The following is a 19,583-nucleotide window of genomic DNA, read 5'->3' as shown; positions in this document are numbered from 1 at the left end:
CAAAGGTGTAATGATCCAATGTATCAGATGCGATACGAAGATGTCATGGAAGATGATGCAATGAGTGCGCGCGAGCGTGAACGATCTCTGTTTGATCGGTGTATTAAGCTTCTTCAGGATGCAAAGGAAAAAGGCCCTGGTACATATGAAGCCAATGAAGCTGTTCAATTTGCGCGAAAGCTTTGGGTTATTCTTATTGAAGATCTAGGACAGGCAGAAAATGCTTTACCACAAACATTGAAAGCATCACTTATTTCTATTGGTTTTTTTATTTTAAAAGAAATTCAGAGGTTAGATGAAGGAGAAATTGCTGATTTTGATGTTCTCGTTGAAATTTCTGAATCTATCCGTGATGGCCTTGCTGCAAATTCGGAAAGATATGAATGAGATAAAAACGATATAAGGGGTGGAAAAAGCAGTGGGGGAGAACACAATGTATTTGAGATTAAAGCCAAATGAAAAAATCTTTCTCAATGGTGCAGTGTTACGTGTAGATCGTAAGGTGACCTTGGAATTGTTAAATGATGCGACTTTTCTTTTAGAAGGGCATGTTTTGCAAATAGAAGATACCGATACACCACTCAAACAGCTCTATTTTTCTGCTCAACTCATGTTAATCAATCCGGAAGGAGCTGATCAAGCTTTGGTTGTTTTCGTCGAATTATTAAAAAAATTGCTGCAAACTTTTACTGATAGAGAGCTCTTAGAAGGGTTAAAAGAATGCACCTATTTAATAGAAAAAAATAAAATTTTTGAAGTGTTAAAAGTTATTCGTAGTTTGTTTCAAAAAGAAGCTCAAATTATGGGAATATCCCCAACGGATGACACTATAAAAAAAATTGCAATGTAACGTTAGTGAGGTATGAGATGACGGTAGGTACAGTTGGTGGTCCTGGATTTCTTCGGGGTGGTGGTGAGAAACAACAAGATACTCCAGATACTGGGGCAAAAAAGAATACAGATTACGATACATTTGTGAAATTATTGGTAGCACAGATGAAAAATCAAGATCCAACAAATCCAATGAATTCAACAGAATTTGTTGCACAATTAGCAAGCTTTTCGATGGTTGAACAAGCTATAAAAATGAATGATAAGCTTGAGCAAGTGCTTGCAAATGGGGCAATAAGTGGAGCAGAAGGGTATGTTGGCAAGTATATTCAATTCGAGGATAAAGATGGCAATATAATTGAAGGATATGTGAAATCCGTTGATATCTATAGTGATGGTATTGTTGCGACATTAGATAATGGTGAAAAAGTTCTGATTGGCCCAGGTGTAACCGTTATGGCTGAGAAACCTGAGACGTCTGAAAAACCTGATACAGACAAGCCTGATAAACCTGAAACACCTGATGCAGGCTGGCCTGATGCGAACAAACCGGATAAAGATAAGCCCGATACAGATGGTGGTAAATCTAAAGGTGGAGCTAAAGCGTGAATGAAGCTGATGCCATTGATATGGTAACTGCTGCTATTTGGACTGTTTTGATTGCCAGTGGACCGGCAGTTCTTGCTGCTATGTCTGTTGGCATCATTATCGCTTTATTTCAGGCGTTAACGCAAATTCAAGAAATGACCCTGACTTTTATTCCAAAAATCATTGTGATTTTTTTAGTATTAGCGTTCACGGCTCCCTTTGTTGGGGGGCAAATTTATGCTTTTACGCAATTAGTTTATAATCGAATAGAAGCAGGCTTTTAAAATTTTCATATCACATGTTGGTATATGATGTTCAAGAATATTTTAGCAAAATTCTTTCAGTATTTACGATGAAAGATAGAAAAAATGCTTTTATTAAATGGCTTCATAATAGAAATTTATTTTGAGTATATTTGCTTCTTCTTACTTAGAAGGAGCCTTGGAAGCTAGTGCTCAAATATTTTTCATGAATAGATTTTGTAAATTGATTGGCTAGCATAAGTTCAGAAATTTATTTTTAGAATTAATTTTTTTAGAAATTTTCACTATCATTTTTCATTTACATTTTCTTGCGTCTTTGTTATTGCTTTTTTGTAAGCATAAATTGACAATAGAGTATTTTAAACATATATTAATAATTTTTAAATATAGGGAGAATAACTTATAACAGTGAGGGTTAAAAGACATGAGAATAATATACAATATACTTTTAATGTTATTACTTGCTTTTCCAACGCGTGCGCAAGATCTTAGAGTAGTTAGTAATCCTACTTCCGATATCTTATCTGTTATATCCATTTTGGTATCGTTTCTTCATATAATCGCCTTTATTATTTTTATATAATTGTTGATTACCTCTCTATATGAGCATTGATTATTTTGTTCCCTTTTTAGAAAAAAATTTGAACAGAAAGACTCGATTATCTCTATAATAAATCTCTTTCTGAGGGCCGATGCGTTTTACAAGTATGAGCTATCTATCAATATGAGGGTTTTATTAATAAAAGAAGGCGACAAGACCTAAGATTCAAGGAAAAATAAGGTTTGTAGTCGGAAAAGATTCATACTTATCTATTTGTGTTTTTTGAAAATTAAAAATTGCCATTGATTTTACGGCGATTTTGAAAGCTCATAAAGTTGGAAAATGCTTTTAAAGCTCATGATTGCCGTTTTCTGTTATGCATATAAACGAATAAGCATTAATTTATGAAATATCGTAAAAGTTTAAATTTTACACTGGGGTTTCATATAATTAAGCATTTCAGGATGCTGATCATACAGATGTTATATCATCTGTTTTGATAGCTTTTGGGAGCGGTTGTGATTTTATATTATAGCTCAAAATGAGAAAAAAGAGCTATAAGCACAACGAGATTTATTAAGAAAAAAATGGCTGGGGAACCTGGATTCGAACCAAGATTAACGGAGTCAGAGTCCGCTGTTCTACCATTAAACTATTCCCCAATACGAAAAGCTTATTGCTTTTAGCAAATTTTTGGGTGTGTGCAAGCTTAAATTTGGGGCGTGCGCGCACTTAAAAAGAGTTATTAAAATTATTGGTAATACAGGGCAATGGGTACGTCATCGATCATTTTAACTTGAATATTTGCGTCGTAAATTTCTTTGAGAATTTCTGGTTTCATAATTTCTTTTGGGTTTCCGCAGTAAGCGGCTTTACCGTGTTTGAGTGCAACGATTATATCTGAATAAGAAGATGCGAAATTAATGTCATGCATGACAAGAAGAATTGTTTTGTTGAGTTCATTAGCCATACGGCGTAATTGCTTCATCATAGCAATGGAGTGTTTCATATCGAGATTGTTCAAGGGTTCATCTAACAATACATAGTCCGTATCTTGACAGAGGAGCATGGCGATAAAGGCCCGTTGGCGTTGTCCACCAGAGAGCTCATCTAAAAATCGTGTTTCTAAGCCTTGTAGATCAAGATATTGGATAGCATTGTCGATAAATTTCTTATCCTCATGATGATATCGGCCTTTAGAATAGGGGTAACGTCCAAAGCTGACTAGATCATACACAGTAAGACGGACAGACAAAGGATTGTCTTGACGCAGGAGTGAGAGTTTTTGGGCCAAAACATCGTGTGGTGTTGTATGAATGTCAAGACCATCAATGTTAATCGATCCCTGATTTTTTGGCAGAAGGCGTCTTATCATCATCAAAAGGGTTGATTTTCCAGAACCATTGGGACCAATAAGAGAGGTAATTCCTCCCTTTGGCAAATGAAGGCACAGATTATCAATAACCAATTGAGCACCATAAGATTTAGAAAGATGATTGATTTCAATCATTTTAGTCGTCCCTTCATCAACAAAGTCAGGAAGACAATGCCACCACAAAATTCCATGATGAAGCTCAAACGTCCTGCCATATTGAAAATTTGCTCTAAAATAAACTGCCCACCAACTAAACAGATGATAGCCAGTAATACCGCGATTGGTATAATAACACTGTGTTTTGCTTGTGGTGAGATATTATAAGCAAGGTTGGCAACAAGCAGTCCGAAAAAGGTGATAGGCCCGACAAGTGATGTTGAAATGGATACAAGAATAGAAACGGAAATGAGAATAGTTATAGCACTTTTTTTATAATCAACACCAAGATTAAGAGCAAATTCATTGCCGAGTGCGAGAATGTCAAGCATATGATATAAACGCCAATTCATCACACTAATAATCAGAACAAGGACTGTAGCAATGCCGATTAATGATGAATTAAATGTATTAAAATTTGCAAACATGACGTTTGCTAAAGTCATCATTTGATCTGGATCCAGTTGTAACTGCATAAACATGCGCAAACTGAAAAAAAAACCGCCTAAAATTACACCAATTAAAAGGGTAAAGTGAAGTCCTTTAAAGCTTCCTGAAAAAAAACAGCGAAAGAGAATTATTGAAAAAATAATTAAGATAAGAGCTTCAAGAAGAAATTGTCCTTCTTTACTCAAAAAGGGTAGAGAAAGAGAGCCTAGATAATAAATAAGTACAGTTTTGATTAAGATATAAAGTTGATCAAACCCCATAATAGAGGGGGTCAGCAGTCGGTTATTGATGATTGTTTGAAATAAGACAGTAGAAACAGCAATTGTATAAGAAATAAGAAGGAGAGAGATCAGTTTTGTTAAACGTAATGACCAGGTATAAATATTTATATTCCACGTCATATAAAGGCTGATGACAGCACAAGCACTGAAAATAAGTGTTATAAGTATGAGAGGGGTCGTCTTTTGCTTATCCAAGACGTTTTCTCCAACGTAAAAGAAGCATGATAAAAATAAAGCTACCAATAACACCCATCATAGTTCCAATAGGGATTTCAGCACCATGATGCAATATTCGTCCTAAAATATCACAGATTAATACCAATCCTGCACCACTTATTGCTATCCAGGGGGCACTGTAACGCATATTGTCGCCCATGATGTTTGATACAAGATTTGGAATAATAAGCCCAACAAAAGCAATGCGACCGACTGTACAGACCACAAGGGCAGTGATTAATGCAATAATAAAGAGACCCAAAAACATAACGCTACGGTAATTTAGGCCAAGATTGTTTGTCAAATCTTCTCCAAGGCTAGCAACTGTGAAGCGGTCAGCAAAACAATAAGCAAGAATACACACAGGGAGAGACAGCCATAAGAGTTCGTATCGTCCTTCAAGAACCATTGCAAAACTACCAAATAAATAAGCTTGAAGAGAGGGAAGAAGCGTCTCATAATCAGCGATGGTATTTGTTAGGGCGCTAATCACATATCCAAGCATGATGCCTGTAAGTGGCACAATAAGGGTAGATTTTAAAGGGATTTGATATAATAAAAATATAAAAAGCAATGAGCCTGCCATAGCAAAAATGGTAGCAATGGCCATTTTCCCAAGAACGGGCATGCCAGGGGCGAACATCATAATCAAAAGTAGGCCAAGCGATGCAGATTCAACAGTTCCGGTTGTTGAAGGTTCAACAAAGCGATTGCGCACAAGCATTTGCATAATCATTCCTGAAAGTGCAAGTGCCATCCCTGATAAGAGTGCTGCAGCAGTGCGTGGTAGGCGTGTTTGCCAAAAAAGGAGCCACGCAGTAGAATCTTTTAAAAGTAGGTTGGAGAGCGTTACATCAGAATAACCAACAAAAATACTGAGAATGGAAAGCAGAATAATAGCTATTATGGCTATCCAGTAATTTTTCACGCTCAATAATTCCTACGAGAAAAAAATAACAGAGGTTGTTTTACCAAACTTCCTCTGTTCTTAAATTTTATTTTATAGAAAGCAAGTCATTTATGCGCTTATTTGCTATTTTCAAAAGCATCACCGATTTGTTTTATTGTGTTATGAAGCCCAGTGAGGTTTCCGCTTGCTAAATACCAGCTCTGGGGATCAAGATAAATGATCTGGCCTTTTTCCCAAGCTTTTGTGCGGTGAATTAGTTTGTGGTCAAGCAACTCTGCTGCTGATTTTCCTTCTTGTCCGATTGCAGCATCCCGGTCAACAACCAATAACCAATCAGGGTTGTGTTTAAAAATGAATTCAGGGGAAATAAGCTGGCCATGTCTTTCTTGAGATATTTTATCTGTTACAGTGGGGATCCCAAAGCTAGAGTGGAGAAGATCAAAGCGTCCTCCAGGAGCAAAGGCGCTTATTTTACCACCACTGGTCATGATGACTAGTGCCTTTCCTTTTCCTTGTGTTTTTTTGCGCACTTTAGCTAAAGCATCATGAAGTGTGGCAATTTCTTGTTTAGCTTCTTTTTCTTTGCCAAAAATTTGCCCAAGTATAGTAAGATTGCGTTCAATATCTTTAAGGATGGTTGAGTATCTTACTGTCATATCAAGCGTTGGGGCAATTTGGGAAAAATCCTCATATTTAGACCGCACTCGTGAAGAAACCAGGATAAGATCAGGCCTGAATGAAGCAATTTTCTCAAAATTGGGATCCGTGCGTGTTCCCATTTTTTCGTATTCTGCTCCATTAAAATATTCGAGGTATGTAGGTTTTTTCCCATCAATCACACCGAAAGTGGCGTCGACACCAAGACGAACCATATTATCAAGGGATGCGAGATCATAAACTACAATCTTTTTTGGATAAAGGGGAACAGAAGTTTTCCCTGAAGTATGATCAACGGTTATATCTGCTAATGAAATGGTTACCAAGCTTATTACCGCAGCTAAGATAGAAGCCACCCATTTGATATATTTGGTAATCATCATTTTAATCCTTTTATTCAAAAATATCACTGAAAATATGTCATAAAGAGAATAGTTAATAGAATTTGTTATTCGCTTAAAAATTACACTCTTGTCTTAAATAAGAATAACACAGCTATTATATCAATGTGACAAAATTTAGATTTATATTTATCCTATACTTTCTGGTTCTATTTTGGGTAAAATCAATTTGTAACACGACAAGAGTGAAACTACGGTATCATTTTATCGATGCGTTTTTATAATGCCTATCTTTGTGATAATATTGACATAATATAATACAATGTGTGTGCGGAAATTGATTATTTAGAGACATTATATAAAAACAAAATCGATTTTTGGTATAAATCAATGTCATTCATTCTTATATTATAAGAAACAAAGTGAACCATACGCCTCTAATCAGGGATTATGTCACATAAGGTGGCTCATTTCAGTCTATGACAAAATGGCAGGATAGAGGAAAGCTTTTCAAACTCCATTATGAAATGCGGCGAGATTGATGATCGCTTTACATCCAGACATAAAAGATCATGCCGCAATAATATTTATGTATGTTCTTTTCATAAGCTAAAAATGAATGATTATTTTCAGACATTTAGCTTATAAAGACATAAGCAAGGAAATTGGGTGCGGATGGAAGCAATCATGAAAAGAATTGGGCAAATAATAAAATAACTGGCAAATTGATTTCACGTATTTTCTATAAACTATAAATTTGCGTTCTCTGTAGATTGAGGCAACCAGTGTGTGAGAATCTGTTCAGTTAACAAAGCAAATATGGCTAAAGGTAGGAATATTAGTGCTTTGAATGTGAGTCATGAGATTATAAGAAGAATGGGAAGATTGATATTATAGATAGAATAAAGGCCTATCTTAATTATTTGATTATTCTTCGAAGGAATTGAGGAGCTTATCTTCAATATATAGAGCACTTAATTGCGATAATTTGTCCTTTTTTGGTACTATTTTAAGAATAATTTGTGTTTATCGCTTTTCGTTCATAATATACAACTCTTTAATTTATTATTGTTTTTCAATTACTTATTATCTTTTGTAGCCAATAAATTGATAATAAAATGTTTTTATCGATTTGTAGCTTTTTTTGCCATAATTTTATTATAAATACGCGCAAATCTAAATTTGTATGTGGAATTCATTGTATTTCAAGTATTTTTTATGAGTATTTTTTGAAAGGTTTTGTATGGTGACAATGATGGCCCAGAAGTTGCGGAATTCTATTAGTTCATGTTTTTCTTCTTTTTTATTTATTCTTTCTGTGTTTGTTTTTTATTTTTTGCAAGATCTAGCTGCAATGATAATTCAAAATCGTTGGAATGCGTCAGCTAGGGCTTCTGAAAGCTGTGATTATAATGATGATTATGGATTAATTAGAGGAAAAAAATATTACGTTGCGTGTAGGCAACAAATGAAAATAGAAAGTTCCCGTATTAACAGGAATGATAAATTTAATATTGTCGGAAAAGGAGAAATTAAAGGAAAGCAAGTTGCTGTAGTTTCAGAGCAGGATGCAGATGTACAAATACACAACGTTAGTATCGATGGTAAAGATATCCAAAATTCATCAGTAAGTTCACTTGCTTTGTATGCTGTTAAAGAGCGAGGGAATATATGGGGTCGTAATGTAAAGATATTTAACGTACAAGACGGTATTCGCGCTGATAAGGGAGGGACAATTACTCTAAGCGGCAAACAACTTAATGCGACACAAACGGCGGTTCATGCAGGGAAAGAATCAAGAGTTATTTTAAATGAATTTGATGAAATTAGAGGAAGAAAAGTGGTTGTAGCTAGTGATGGAGCGATAGTTACTCTAAACGGCAACAAAAACAGCAACAAACTTATTGCAACAGACAACAAACTTATTGCAACAGACACGGTAGTTCATGCAAAAAAAAGCTCAAAAGTTATTTTAAATGGATTTAGTGAAATTAGAGGGGTAAATGGGATTCTAGCTGAAGGAGCAAGCGTTGAGGTAAGTGATTCAATTTTTCATGGGACAGAAACAGCTTTCAAGGTAAATAACAATCAAGAAGAAAAAGGAATTCTCAGATTAAAAAATGTCATCATAGGTCAAAAAACGCTCCTAAATCAACAAGTCCGGACTGGAAAATTAACTGTCTCATCCCAAAATAATCCAAAATATGGGATTGTGATTCAAGATGGTTCGTCAGCAAGAGTGGAGGGGGGAGAAATTGTAGCACTCGATGTAGCTCTTAAGGTGGACAATGGAGGGGATGCTCATCTGTCAAGGACAGAAATTACGGCCAAAACTGGAATTTTTGTTCTGGGTAGAGAATCAAAAGTTACGATGAATTCCGGATCTGTTACCTCGAACAGTGAAGATACTATTTTGCTATCGGGGCAGGGAAGTGTCAACTTATCAGGTGTGGCATTAAAAAACATTGCTAAAAAACAAGTGGTTCGTGTTAAAGCGGGGGGGAGCTTTTATATGGAAGGGGGATTGATTGATTCAAAAGGAGGGAGAGCTGTTCAGCTAGAGGATGGAGAGATCACATTACATGGTGTTAACGTAACAAGTGAACAATCAGCAGGGCTTTGGGTTGAGCAGGGAAGAATTGTAATGACAAATGGGGAAGTTAGTGCGTTTAAGACAGCAGTTAGAGTGGAAAAGAAAACAAGAGGCAATAAGGACGTTAGTGTTTTATTAAACGAGGTAACAGTGAAAAGTAAAGGCGGCGGTAGTGAACAAGGACTTTACGCTAAGTATGGAATGATTGATATGAAAGGTGGGGAGGTTGAAGGCGGAAGCGTAGCTGTTGAGGCCTCAAGTGATGGGCAGATCAGATTATCAAAGGGTGTACACGTGAAGAGTACAGAAGCAAAGGGGCTTGTGGTTAATGGTGATAAAGCCACTATTGAAATGGCAGGGGGATCGATCACTGCGAAAAAAGTAGCAGTTCAGGCATTGAATGGGGCTATCAAATTATCAAGTGATGTAACAGTGAACAGTGGAGAAGTGAACGGTAGAGAATCAAGAGAATCATATGGGCTTATGGCTGCAGGTAATGGAGCCACTATTGAAATGGTAGGGGGGGTGATCACTGCGAAAAGTGTAAAAAAAGTGCATTAGTATTAGCTAGGAGTCTTAATGAAGCGGGGGCTCAAGGTAAGAAGAGTGAGGAGGTTGTTAAAGCCTCAAATGTTGTAGCCGTTAAAGCCTCAGATAATGGGTACATCAGCTTATTAGGTGATGTAGAAGTGAAGGATACTGCAGAAGGGCTTGTAGCTAATAAAAGTGCATCCATTGAAATGATGAATGGATCGATCACTGTAAGAAAAACAGCAGTTAAAGCATCGAATGAGGGGAGTATCAAATTATTAGGTGATTTAGAAGTGATCAGTCAAGAATCAGATGGGCTTTGGGCTGAAGAGGGAGCCACTATTGAAATGACGAAGGGATTGATTACTGCGAAAGGGGTAGCAGTTAGGGCATCGGATAGGGGGAGTGTCAAATTATTAAGTGATGTAACAGTGAGAAGTAGAAGATCAGATGGGCTTGTGGCTGAAAAGGGAGCCACTATTGAAATGATAAAGGGATCAGTTACTGCAAGGTATACAGCAGTTAATGCATCGGATAAGGGGAGTATCGAATTATTAGGTGATTTGGAAGTGATCAGTCAAAAATCAGATGGGCTTTGGGCTGAAGGTGAGGAAGCTACTATTAAAATGACAGGGGGATCGATTAATGCACAAAATACAGCAGTTAGGGCATCGGATAGGGGGAGTATCGAATTGTTAAGTGATGTAAAAGTGATAAGTAAAGGATTAGATGGGCTTTGGGCTGAAGGTGAGGGAGCCACTATTAAAATGACAGGGGGATCGATTGATGCACAAAAGACAGCAGTTAATGCGGATATGGGGAGTATCGAATTATTAGGTGATGTAAAAGTGATAAGTAGAGGATCAGATGGGCTTTTTGCTGATGGTGAGGGGGCCACTATTAAAATGACGAAGGGATTGATTACTGCGAAAGAGGTAGCAGTTATAGCGTCACATAAGGGGAACATCAAATTAGATGGTGTAGGAGATTCTATAAAGGTATGGAGCCAGGGCAATATAGGTTCTTTAGCGAGTGAAGAAGCAAAGATTACTTTGAAGAATGTTAAAATTGCTGTGTTGGGTGAAGGGGATGGTTCTGCTGTCATGAAATCAGAAAATAGCGGTATAATTGAAGCGGATGGCGTAAAAATTGTTGCTCACTTAACCGAATCTGTAGAAACTACAGTAGAAAATGTAGGTCGTCGCGTGGGTGTACATGCTAAAGACAAAGGAGTAGTTCGTTTGAATAACACGACACTTGAAGGTGTGCATACAGGTCTTCGTGCTGACGGTAAAGAAGCCAACATTGAGATGACAGATGGAAAAATTACTGCGATTACTGGGATTATAAACGAAGGAGGGGCTGTAACTCTAAAGAATACAGAAGTGGTAACCATAGGAGATTCAGCAGGTTTTATAATGGGTAAAGGTGGAAAAGCTGAGATGTTTGGTGGAAGTCTTAATTTTTCCAATCATGGGATTTCTTTAAGAGATGCCTCTTTTGCTGCCAAAGATGTTTCTATTACTGGCACTGGTGAAAAGGTAATGGATATGGTGTTTGGTGCAGCTTTTAATGCAAATAAAACTGGTTTGATCACTCTCAGTGACAGTAAAATTGATGTTACTCATCATCATGGGTTGTATATTACAAATGATTCTGACTTTGATCGTTCAGATAATAATTATGGCCTTAATCTTCCTAAGAGTCTTGGCATTAATGTCGGTCGCTCGGAATTGTTGGTGAATGGTGGCGCGTCTTATGGTATATATGTTATGGGCTCTACACTATTGCCAGAACATACAAAACAAGTATGGCTAGCAGAAAGCCCTATAAGGGAAAGAGTCGCTCTCGGAACATCTTTTGTTTCTTTACAAGAGACAACTCTTAAAGTTCCAGATAGTGCAGCTATCTATAGTGATCATGGGCGTGCTTATATTCAATTATCACAAGGAACGGAGATTTCTGGTAGTTTATTGTTAGAAACTAAAGAAGGTAAAGATGAAATAATCATTGTCGCTGATAATTCTTCCTTAATAGGTGGTACGCGTATTAATGATAATTCTAATGTTGGGTTTTATTTGAGTAATAACTCAAAATGGACTTTAACAAAAAACCAATATGAAATGTTGAATGGTTCAGATTCTAAAAAACCTAGAGATGCAGGTCTTCCAGATTCAAGTATTTCATTCATTCACCTTGATCGTAGTAGTATTTCTTTTGCATCTCAAAGTGTAGCCCCACAAAAGTATCAAACACTTCGTATTGGTAAGCCAGGAGCTGCACGTGGCGATATTGCTTACTACGTGAGTGGTGGCGCGCATCTTTATCTTAATGCCTATGTAGATGAGAAAGGCCAGCTTGATAATCAAAAGACTGATCGTGTTTTGATAGAAGGATCTGTTGCTGGACGCACTACTAAAGTTCATGTGAATGGGCATTTAGACGTTAATGATAAAAAGCCGGTAACTAAGAATGACGGAAAGAAGAAAGGTATTTCACTTATTCAGGTTTCTGGTGAAGCGTACAAGGATTCATTCGAATTGGAGAGTGGTTATATCACGCTTGGTGGGTTGCCTTATCAATATCGTTTAAAAGCTTATGGACCAAATCATTCTGATACGAAAAAAGAAAAGTCTGTGAAAAGACAAAGATTTGTTTCAGGAAATGGTGATAATTTCTGGGATTTCCGCTTACAAGAAGTTATGTTTGGAGAAAATGGAGAAGAGTTGGATTGGGACGAGTTTGGAGAAGATGAAGACTCTCTGTACGGAAGACATGGTCGTGCTTTCAGAGCTGTTGCTCCGCAAGTTCCGGTCTATTTAGTGTTGCCGAATGCCTTTTTCCATACTGATTTGATGGATATTGATTATCAAAACAAGCTGTTGGAGACGATGCAGGTTGATGCTGGTGATCTTTCAAATAAAATTTCTATACAAGGTTATGATGGAAGTCATCGCTATACTTCTAACCTAACTGAAAATGAGTATGGTTATGGAGCAGATGTTGGGTATCAGGGTGTGCAAGGAAGTGCTTTGCTGAAAACAGTAGAAAACAAGCACAGCAACATGTTCTTTGGGGTTATGGGGAATTTTGGACATTTGTCTTTGCAACCTAGACAAGTTGCAAAAGGCCTAAAAAGCACATTGGATAAATGGTCTCTGACCGCTTATGGACGTGTGCAACATGATAACGGTTTTTATGCAAATGGTACTTTCTCGTATGGGTTTTTAGCAGGTGATGTTTTGACAGCTGAACGTGGCGTAACGGTTAATTTACGTGGTCAACCGTTGAGTGCTTCTTTGACAACAGGGAAGGCTTTTGTCACGAACTATAAAGGGCTTGTCCTTGAGCCACAGGTTCAGCTGATTTATCAATCTGTTTCCTTCAGTGAAGCTGTTGATGTTGATGGTTTGAATGTTCAATTTGACCGTCCAGATCAATTTACAATGCGTGTTGGTGGGCGTTTCGGAAAAACGATGGCAACTTTGCAAAAAGGTCATTTTGTTTCCTTCTACGGAAGAGCTCATCTCACGAGTAGTTATGGAAGAGATCAGTTTATGTACATTCATGATGCATTCCGTTTAGGTGCTTTCGGTTCTGCAATCGAAGGAGGTTTTGGAGTTAATGCTCAATTAACTTCAGCTGTGATGGTCTACGGAGATTTGGTCTATAAGCACAAACTTGGCACTTTTGGTTTCACTGGAACGAGTGTTTCAGGAGGTCTACGCTACCGCTTCTAGTGTGTAGTTTGGTTGATTTCTGATCGTTGATTACCCCTTTGTTGCTTCATAGCTGCAAAGGGGTGATTTTTATTTTTATGTTTGTTTGATTATTTTTTTCAAAAAAGTCTAAAAATGGATTATGCTTGTGGTGATTGAATAAAATAAGCAATAAATCGGTACGTCTTTTTTTATATTGGGAGAAAGACAATAGAAAGCTTAAAGGGAAATGATAGAACAGGGAAGATTTTGCAATTGAAAGGGGAGGTATCTAATTTGGTAACTTATGAGGATTGCAATGAAAAATTTTCAGGTGTATTTTGCACCTTCCTTAATAGTTATGTTTTTCCCCATAGTTACGTTTTTTATTGTAATGCATCTATTTTAAATTGATTAATATCATCAAGTAAGTCACAAAGTCCGCAAAGAACATGAGAAAAAATTGCCTCACCTGCTTGAGAAGTTGCCTGACTTGCATTACCTGCTGCTCCTTGCGCATTAAGATCACGCATGATCCATCCAAAAGCATGGGGGCCATAAGCACGTAAATATTTATGATAGGCAATCATGTCAGCTTGTTTGTTATGAAAATTTTTTGCTTTTTTCATATGCACTTTTTCTGGTGCTAAATAGAGCATTAAGGAGGTTTCAAGAAATCCTCCGTGAATATCAAGATGGTGTTGTGATGCTTCCATTAAACCTTCTGGTAAGCCAAAACGCTTCCAACTTGTAGCAACTGCAAGCATTGAAAATCTCTTCCGTAATTCAGTAATAACAATGCTCATTAACGGTGAGTTACCTCCATGAGCATTGAGAAGAAGAAGACGTTTTATACCTTTTCGGTAACAATTTTCACCAATATTGATCCAGCGTTCTATGGCATCAAAAAAAGTAAGCGTTTGTGTTCCAGCGATATCCATATGCTCTACTGAATAGCCAATTTTTTCAACTGGTAAACATGTGATATGAAACTGCTTTTTTGTTTTTAAGATGAGCGCTTTTGCAAAAGATTCTGCAATAATCCAGTCTGTTTCAAAAGGGAGATGATCTCCATGATATTCGTGAGCTCCCAGGGGTAAAAGAGCAAGGAAAGGGATGTCTGAAACCATAAATTCATCACAAAAAAAGGTCACTGAATAGGATGCGGAATGCATTCGCTCTGATAAGCGAGCTCTCCTAAAATTATAATCTATATATAAGCAAAGTTCAAATTAAGAGTTTTATTTTATTCAATCTGCGTTGCGTATGATAAAAAATGGGCGCTTTATTGAAAAGGCTGGCAATTATAAGATAATCATCATTATAAATGATAAGAGATTATGAGAATATTATTGTCGTGAGTGTGCTTATTTTAGCATGCTTATTATAATAACTCAGTGTTTTTTCAAAAAACAGATGTTGATGTGCGCTATTAGGAAGCATGTAAATTGAGCAAAAGGTCTTGCTTTGTGCGAAGATTAGCAATCCACTGGTTTTCGCGAATGGCTGTATTGTGCATTGTAATGAGCTCATTTTTTTTTATTTCAGCTGTAACTGTTGCTTTTTCTAGCAGGCCACAAGGAATAGCTTGCTGGCTACGTGCCTCTGCAACACTCATAGTCCAAGCGCGATAGGTATGGAGACCAATAAAATCTAATTGGTCGCCTGGGTGCAGGTCCTTTTTGGCAACAGCACAGACTTCTGCTACTGGGTGACTGAGCGGTGCCATATCTGCCTTACCATACAGCATAACGCGTGCGCAGGTAAGAGGAACTTCCATTGCAGTTAAATGATATGGGCGATGAAAGGTGAAATAGGGTCCTCGTCCGATTTTTAAATCTTCCATACGCTCACGTAGACGTGGATGTGCTATTTTTGCAATCACAAAAACACCAGGAGATACTCCCCGACCTATTGAATAATCCACAACACCACATCGATTTAAAATGCCACCATCTTGTTGGGGAATGAATACTCTATCTAACTCTTCAAGCGCAGCTTGTGGACCATGCATTCCTGCACAATCAGGAACAAGACCTGTTGCATTGGCAATAGCCGCCATTTCAACCATTGTCTTAGAACCATCAATAAACTCAACTAACATGCGAACATTCATATTACGCCGAGAGGCTTCTTCTTCATAATGATCAGGAATAGCGTCAAAAATAAGCGGATTATTCTTCCCTTTACCTGCCGCAATAATCTGATGCCCAAGGGCTGAAACAAATTCGATCAATTCCATACAGGAAGAGGGTTCGTCACCAGCACCCAATGTATAAATGAGGCCTCTTTTATCGGCTTCATGTTTGAGATAAGTGCCAATTGTAACATCGGCCTCAACATTCATCATGACAAGATGTTTATTATTTTCAAGCGTTTTGAAGCCAATTTCTGCACCAGCTTCAGGATAGCCCGTTGCATCAACGATAATGTCAATTTGTTCATGTTTTAAAACAAGGTCAAGATCATCTGTGGCAGCAATTAAGCCTTTTTCAATGGCTTCAGTTAAAGCTTTTGTGTTTTCAACTGCAATAGCATGGCCTTTTTCACCATAGGCCAGAGCGGCAGCATCTAAAACACGCAAAGGTGTTCGGGTGACAACAGCTGCAACCGTTATGCCCTCTATATGCGCAACGCTTGATAATAAATCCGTTCCCATTTCACCACATCCAACAAGTCCAATACGGATTGGGTGATGCTGTTCTGCATATTGTTTTAAATCACGTGCTAAACCTGTCAAGGTTACATTACTGGCCATTATTTTTTCCTATTTGAAAAGTGTCTCTTTCACGAGACATTTTCTTGATAAGGTGCATTTATTTTTGAAATATTTCATTTCTTTTATTCTTGATGCTCTAATTAATCGCTTCTATAAAAGCAAGGGGGAAGAGAGTGAGCTTTTTATCGAACAAAATAGGAATGGTATTATGCAGCGAAAAATAGCAGTACAAGACATCCCTAATTTCATTGGACAGGAAATTGGTGTATCGTCGTGGCGTTTGGTAACACAAGATATGATTAACCAATTTGCATCTGCAACAGATGATCATCAATGGATCCATGTTGATGAAGAAAAAGCAAAAGAAACACCTTTTGGGGGCACTATTGCACATGGTTTTTTAACATTATCGCTTTTGTCTACGCTGGCTTATGAGGTTTTGCCAGAGTTGGAGGGGGCAACGATGGGGATTAATTATGGTTTTGATAAAGTGCGTTTTATGACCCCTGTGAAAACAGGTGCGCGAATACGAGCTCGTTTTGTTTTAAGTGATGCAAAAGTGCGTCTTTCTGGTCGGGTGGTTTTTTATTATCAAGTTACAATAGAAATTGAACAGTCAAAAAATCCAGCTCTTACTGCTGATTGGATTGTTATTACCACTGTTGAAAAAGAAAAATCAGATTCTTAAATTGTTCAAGGATTTTTTTTGTCCAATTTTTGAGTTATGCGATCAGAAAACCATTGAACCGTGATGTTCAGTATGATCAGAGCAATAATAACGATTGTCATGATTGAGGTATTATAGCGCTGATAGCCGTAGCGAATTGCCATATCTCCTAAACCACCACCGCCAAGATATCCAGCAAGTGAAGTGGCTCCGATAAGAGAAATAATCATCACTGTAAAGCCATTAATTAGGTTAGGGAGTGCTTCAGGAATAAGCACATGCCTAATAATCTGTAAACGACTAGCCCCCATAGAACGGACTGCTTCTACTAAACCATGGTCAACCGTTTTGAATGATAATTCTGCAATACGTGCATAAAAGGGGATAGCTGAAATGGCGAGTACAAAGATCACGGCGTGAATTCCCACACCGCTTCCTAAAACTATACGCGTGACAGGCAAAAGATAAAAGGCGAGAATAATAAAAGGAATAGCGCGAGTACTATCAATAATGACACTCAGAGGACGATTAATAAGAGATGATGCATAAAGCCCCCCACATGCTGTTGTATAGAGCAGCAAGCCAAGCGGAAGTCCGATGATAAGAGCGATTAAAGAGGCACTTGTTGTCATCAATAACGTATCAAGAATGGCGTTAAGTAGCTCATGCAGGAGAGTCTTAAACATAGCCTAAAACCTCGCAATATCGACCTTTTTCTGTTAACCATTTAACAGCTTGTTCCAACACTATTTTATCTTGGCTGGGGAGACCTAAAAAAAGGCGTCCAATGGTTTCTCCCTGAACAGTATCAATACCGCCGTGTAGAATACGTGCCCTTAATCCGATATCATCTTCAAGAAGATTTAAGAAAGGTTGTTGTGCGATTTCGCCGTCAATGTTAATTTCAATGACAGCTTCTTGACCACTTGGTTTGAGTTTTTGTGCAATTTTTTTTGGAAGCTGTGGTGTTACAAGTTTTAGCATAGCGATGGTTGTATCTTCTTGTGGTGATGTAAAAATATCTTTAACACGTCCTTTTTCTACAATGCTTCCTTGATTAAGGACGACAACGCGATGCGCGATCGTGCGTACAACTTCCATTTCATGAGTAATGAGAACAATAGTCAGGTTGAGACGGTGGTTGATATCAGCAAGAAGCTCTAGAATAGATTGCGTTGTTTCAGGATCAAGAGCAGAGGTAGCTTCATCTGATAATAATATTTTAGGATTAGCAGCCAGAGATCGTGCAATACCGACACGCTGTTTTTGCCCTCCTGAAAGTTCTGAAGGATAGTGGTGTTCTTTGCCACATAACCCGACCAATTCAATGAGTTCAAAAGCACGTTTATGGCGTTGTTTTTTGTTTATGCCTGCTAATTTTAGTGGTAATGCAATATTATCAATAACTTTTTGAGACGATAAAAGATTGAAATGTTGGAAGATCATCCCGATATGTCGGCGATAAGGAGCCCACTCTGTTTCTGATAGGTTTGAAATATTCACTCCTTCAAAAAAAAGCTTTCCTTCATTGATTTTCTCTAGTCCATTTAAACACCGCATCAATGTGGATTTTCCTGCCCCACTGCGTCCGATAATACCAAGAATTTCACCTGCATGGATATCAAGAGATAAATTGTTAAGCGCTGGAATAGCTGCTGTTTTAGAAAAACAATGACGAACATTTTTTAGGGAAATAAGGGCAGGATTCTCCATTCACAGTTACCAAGATGTTTGGGCAGTTGTGCCAAAAATTTCTTTAAGTTTTGCTCGGACTGGTTCGCTATTATAAGCAGCAACTAATTTTTGGATCCATGGTTCATCTTTATTTGCAGTGCGTACGACAATGACATTACTATAAGGATTATTTTCTGCTTTTTCCCATGCAATGGCATCTTTTTGTGGGTTTAATCCAGTTGTCAGCGCCCAATTTGTATTCACAATTACAATATCAAAATCATCAATGGCGCGTCCTAAAATACCGGCATCTAATTCATGGATTTTCACATTTTTAGGATTTTCAACGATATCAAGTGGAGATGCAAGAACATTATGAGGATCTTCTAGCTTAATGATACCTAAAGAATCGAGCAAGAGTAAGGCTCTGCCACCATTAGATGGATCATTGGGGATGCCAATATTTGCCTTATTTTGTAGATCTTTTATATCTGTAATTTTGTGTGAGTAGATACCAATTGGAGTGATAAAAGTATATCCGATAATTGAAAGTTTATAGCCACGCTGTTCCATCTGCGTGTCAAGATAAGGTGTGTGCTGAAAAGCGTTGGCATCAATATCTCCAGCATGAACAGCATCGTTGGGCAGTGTGTAGTCAGAAAAATAAACGAGCTCAATATCAAGACCATCTTTTTTAGCTTGCTCAATGGCAACTTCCCAAATAGTGGCCTCTGCTCCTTCCATGACACCGAGTTTGATTTTTGATTTGTCTACTGCCATGGCAACGGGAGCATAAAAAAAACATGCAGCAAGAGAAAGGAATAATCCAATTATAGTGTACCAGGACAGTTTGTTCAGTGTCATAAATATTTGTCTTTCTTGTGTTTTTTCAGAGAATTTCTAAAGAAAAATTTATATATTTTCTTTATAAATTAAATATTAAAATAGAATAATATAATAATATTTTATAAAATATTTAATAATTTTATTTTTAAATAAATTATTTATTTTATAATATAAGATTTTTTATTAAAATATGATTTTATCAATGGATATTTTTCTTAAAATTTAGCAAATAAAATTTACGTTTTT

16 protein-coding genes and 1 tRNA gene are annotated in these 19,583 nt (G+C 37.3%); 7 read left to right on the top strand and 10 right to left on the bottom strand.

What is annotated here, in order from left to right; all coding sequences use genetic code 11:
- Positions 1-18 precede the first annotated feature (18 nt).
- From flaF to fliQ, 4 genes are read left to right on the top strand one after another with little or no spacing between them, the layout of a single operon-like run.
- Complete coding sequence (flaF, locus tag BARBAKC583_RS05435; protein WP_005767724.1) at positions 19-387, top strand: flagellar biosynthesis regulator FlaF; 369 nt, start codon at positions 19-21, stop codon at positions 385-387.
- Between the two features lie 46 nt (positions 388-433).
- On the top strand, positions 434-850 hold the full coding sequence (gene flbT, locus BARBAKC583_RS05430) for a flagellar biosynthesis repressor FlbT (protein ID WP_005767722.1): 417 nt from the start codon (positions 434-436) through the stop codon (positions 848-850).
- 17 nt (positions 851-867) lie between these two features.
- Positions 868-1,440 carry a flagellar hook assembly protein FlgD gene (gene flgD / locus BARBAKC583_RS05425; protein ID WP_005767721.1) on the top strand — a complete coding sequence of 191 codons (573 nt, stop codon included), beginning with the start codon at positions 868-870 and terminating at the stop codon, positions 1,438-1,440.
- Positions 1,437-1,703, top strand: coding sequence for a flagellar biosynthesis protein FliQ (fliQ, locus tag BARBAKC583_RS05420; protein WP_005767719.1), 267 nt, complete (start codon positions 1,437-1,439; stop codon positions 1,701-1,703). Before flgD ends, fliQ begins: the two co-directional genes overlap by 4 nt.
- A gap of 1,108 nt (positions 1,704-2,811) precedes the next feature.
- Here fliQ and BARBAKC583_RS05415 read toward each other — a convergent pair.
- The 5 genes from BARBAKC583_RS05415 to BARBAKC583_RS05395 all read right to left on the bottom strand — a co-directional run bounded on the left by BARBAKC583_RS05415 (position 2,812) and on the right by BARBAKC583_RS05395 (position 6,648).
- A tRNA-Gln gene (locus tag BARBAKC583_RS05415) sits at positions 2,812-2,885 on the bottom strand.
- A gap of 89 nt (positions 2,886-2,974) precedes the next feature.
- Positions 2,975-3,733 (bottom strand): iron ABC transporter ATP-binding protein, encoded by a 759-nt coding sequence (locus tag BARBAKC583_RS05410; protein WP_005767717.1) that lies wholly within the window; start codon positions 3,731-3,733, stop codon positions 2,975-2,977.
- Positions 3,730-4,680, bottom strand: coding sequence for an iron chelate uptake ABC transporter family permease subunit (locus BARBAKC583_RS05405; protein WP_005767715.1), 951 nt, complete (start codon positions 4,678-4,680; stop codon positions 3,730-3,732). Before BARBAKC583_RS05405 ends, BARBAKC583_RS05410 begins: the two co-directional genes overlap by 4 nt.
- Positions 4,673-5,629, bottom strand: coding sequence for an ABC transporter permease (locus BARBAKC583_RS05400; RefSeq protein ID WP_005767713.1), 957 nt, complete (start codon positions 5,627-5,629; stop codon positions 4,673-4,675). The genes BARBAKC583_RS05405 and BARBAKC583_RS05400 overlap by 8 nt, the downstream gene beginning before the upstream one ends.
- Positions 5,630-5,727: 98 nt before the next feature.
- Entirely contained in the window at positions 5,728-6,648 is a 921-nt protein-coding gene (locus BARBAKC583_RS05395) for a siderophore ABC transporter substrate-binding protein (RefSeq protein WP_005767710.1), read from the bottom strand.
- Positions 6,649-7,852: 1,204 nt separating this feature from the next.
- On the opposite strand from BARBAKC583_RS05395, the gene BARBAKC583_RS05385 reads away from it, so the two are divergent.
- Both BARBAKC583_RS05385 and BARBAKC583_RS05375 read left to right on the top strand, forming a co-directional pair.
- Positions 7,853-9,763 carry a hypothetical protein gene (locus BARBAKC583_RS05385; RefSeq protein WP_011807408.1) on the top strand — a complete coding sequence of 637 codons (1,911 nt, stop codon included), beginning with the start codon at positions 7,853-7,855 and terminating at the stop codon, positions 9,761-9,763.
- Between the two features lie 128 nt (positions 9,764-9,891).
- Positions 9,892-13,473: an autotransporter outer membrane beta-barrel domain-containing protein gene (locus BARBAKC583_RS05375; RefSeq protein ID WP_005767706.1), complete on the top strand. Its 3,582-nt coding sequence runs from the start codon at positions 9,892-9,894 to the stop codon at positions 13,471-13,473.
- Between the two features lie 344 nt (positions 13,474-13,817).
- Here the strand turns inward: BARBAKC583_RS05375 and BARBAKC583_RS05370 are convergent, their stop codons facing one another.
- Positions 13,818-14,561: a creatininase family protein gene (locus BARBAKC583_RS05370; protein ID WP_005767704.1), complete on the bottom strand. Its 744-nt coding sequence runs from the start codon at positions 14,559-14,561 to the stop codon at positions 13,818-13,820.
- A 302-nt stretch (positions 14,562-14,863) separates the two neighbouring features.
- Positions 14,864-16,189, bottom strand: coding sequence for an NAD(P)H-dependent oxidoreductase (locus tag BARBAKC583_RS05365; RefSeq protein WP_005767702.1), 1,326 nt, complete (start codon positions 16,187-16,189; stop codon positions 14,864-14,866).
- A gap of 169 nt (positions 16,190-16,358) precedes the next feature.
- Between BARBAKC583_RS05365 and BARBAKC583_RS05360 the strand changes: the two genes are divergently transcribed.
- Complete coding sequence (locus BARBAKC583_RS05360; protein WP_005767700.1) at positions 16,359-16,838, top strand: MaoC family dehydratase; 480 nt, start codon at positions 16,359-16,361, stop codon at positions 16,836-16,838.
- A 5-nt stretch (positions 16,839-16,843) separates the two neighbouring features.
- On the opposite strand, the gene BARBAKC583_RS05355 is transcribed toward BARBAKC583_RS05360, so the two are convergent.
- Genes BARBAKC583_RS05355 through BARBAKC583_RS05345 form a run of 3 tightly spaced genes read right to left on the bottom strand, consistent with a single transcriptional unit; the run spans position 16,844 to position 19,355 of the window.
- The gene (locus tag BARBAKC583_RS05355; RefSeq protein ID WP_005767698.1) at positions 16,844-17,503 is read right to left on the bottom strand and encodes a methionine ABC transporter permease; all 660 of its coding nucleotides are present in this window, start codon (positions 17,501-17,503) and stop codon (positions 16,844-16,846) included.
- Positions 17,496-18,530, bottom strand: a complete 1,035-nt coding sequence (locus tag BARBAKC583_RS05350; protein ID WP_005767696.1) for a methionine ABC transporter ATP-binding protein — start codon at positions 18,528-18,530, stop codon at positions 17,496-17,498. Before BARBAKC583_RS05350 ends, BARBAKC583_RS05355 begins: the two co-directional genes overlap by 8 nt.
- Positions 18,531-18,536: 6 nt before the next feature.
- On the bottom strand, positions 18,537-19,355 hold the full coding sequence (locus BARBAKC583_RS05345) for a MetQ/NlpA family ABC transporter substrate-binding protein (protein ID WP_005767694.1): 819 nt from the start codon (positions 19,353-19,355) through the stop codon (positions 18,537-18,539).
- Between the last annotated feature and the right edge of the window lie 228 nt (positions 19,356-19,583).

The organism is Bartonella bacilliformis KC583 (genome assembly GCF_000015445.1).
Lineage (GTDB): Bacteria > Pseudomonadota > Alphaproteobacteria > Rhizobiales > Rhizobiaceae > Bartonella > Bartonella bacilliformis.
This window is presented reverse-complemented; position numbering and strand designations above follow the sequence as displayed.

Bases quoted from the DNA above. Each gene is read 5' to 3' on its own strand.
- flaF (WP_005767724.1), top strand. From the start codon at position 19: ATGTATCAGATGCGATACGAAGATGTCATGGAAGATGATGCAATGAGT.
- flbT (WP_005767722.1), top strand. From the start codon at position 434: ATGTATTTGAGATTAAAGCCAAATGAAAAAATCTTTCTCAATGGTGCA.
- flgD (WP_005767721.1), top strand. From the start codon at position 868: ATGACGGTAGGTACAGTTGGTGGTCCTGGATTTCTTCGGGGTGGTGGT.
- BARBAKC583_RS05410 (WP_005767717.1), bottom strand. From the start codon at position 3,733: ATGATTGAAATCAATCATCTTTCTAAATCTTATGGTGCTCAATTGGTT.
- BARBAKC583_RS05395 (WP_005767710.1), bottom strand. From the start codon at position 6,648: ATGATTACCAAATATATCAAATGGGTGGCTTCTATCTTAGCTGCGGTA.
- BARBAKC583_RS05385 (WP_011807408.1), top strand. From the start codon at position 7,853: ATGGTGACAATGATGGCCCAGAAGTTGCGGAATTCTATTAGTTCATGT.
- BARBAKC583_RS05370 (WP_005767704.1), bottom strand. From the start codon at position 14,561: ATGGTTTCAGACATCCCTTTCCTTGCTCTTTTACCCCTGGGAGCTCAC.
- BARBAKC583_RS05365 (WP_005767702.1), bottom strand. From the start codon at position 16,189: ATGGCCAGTAATGTAACCTTGACAGGTTTAGCACGTGATTTAAAACAA.
- BARBAKC583_RS05360 (WP_005767700.1), top strand. From the start codon at position 16,359: ATGCAGCGAAAAATAGCAGTACAAGACATCCCTAATTTCATTGGACAG.
- BARBAKC583_RS05355 (WP_005767698.1), bottom strand. From the start codon at position 17,503: ATGTTTAAGACTCTCCTGCATGAGCTACTTAACGCCATTCTTGATACG.
- BARBAKC583_RS05350 (WP_005767696.1), bottom strand. From the start codon at position 18,530: ATGGAGAATCCTGCCCTTATTTCCCTAAAAAATGTTCGTCATTGTTTT.
- BARBAKC583_RS05345 (WP_005767694.1), bottom strand. From the start codon at position 19,355: ATGACACTGAACAAACTGTCCTGGTACACTATAATTGGATTATTCCTT.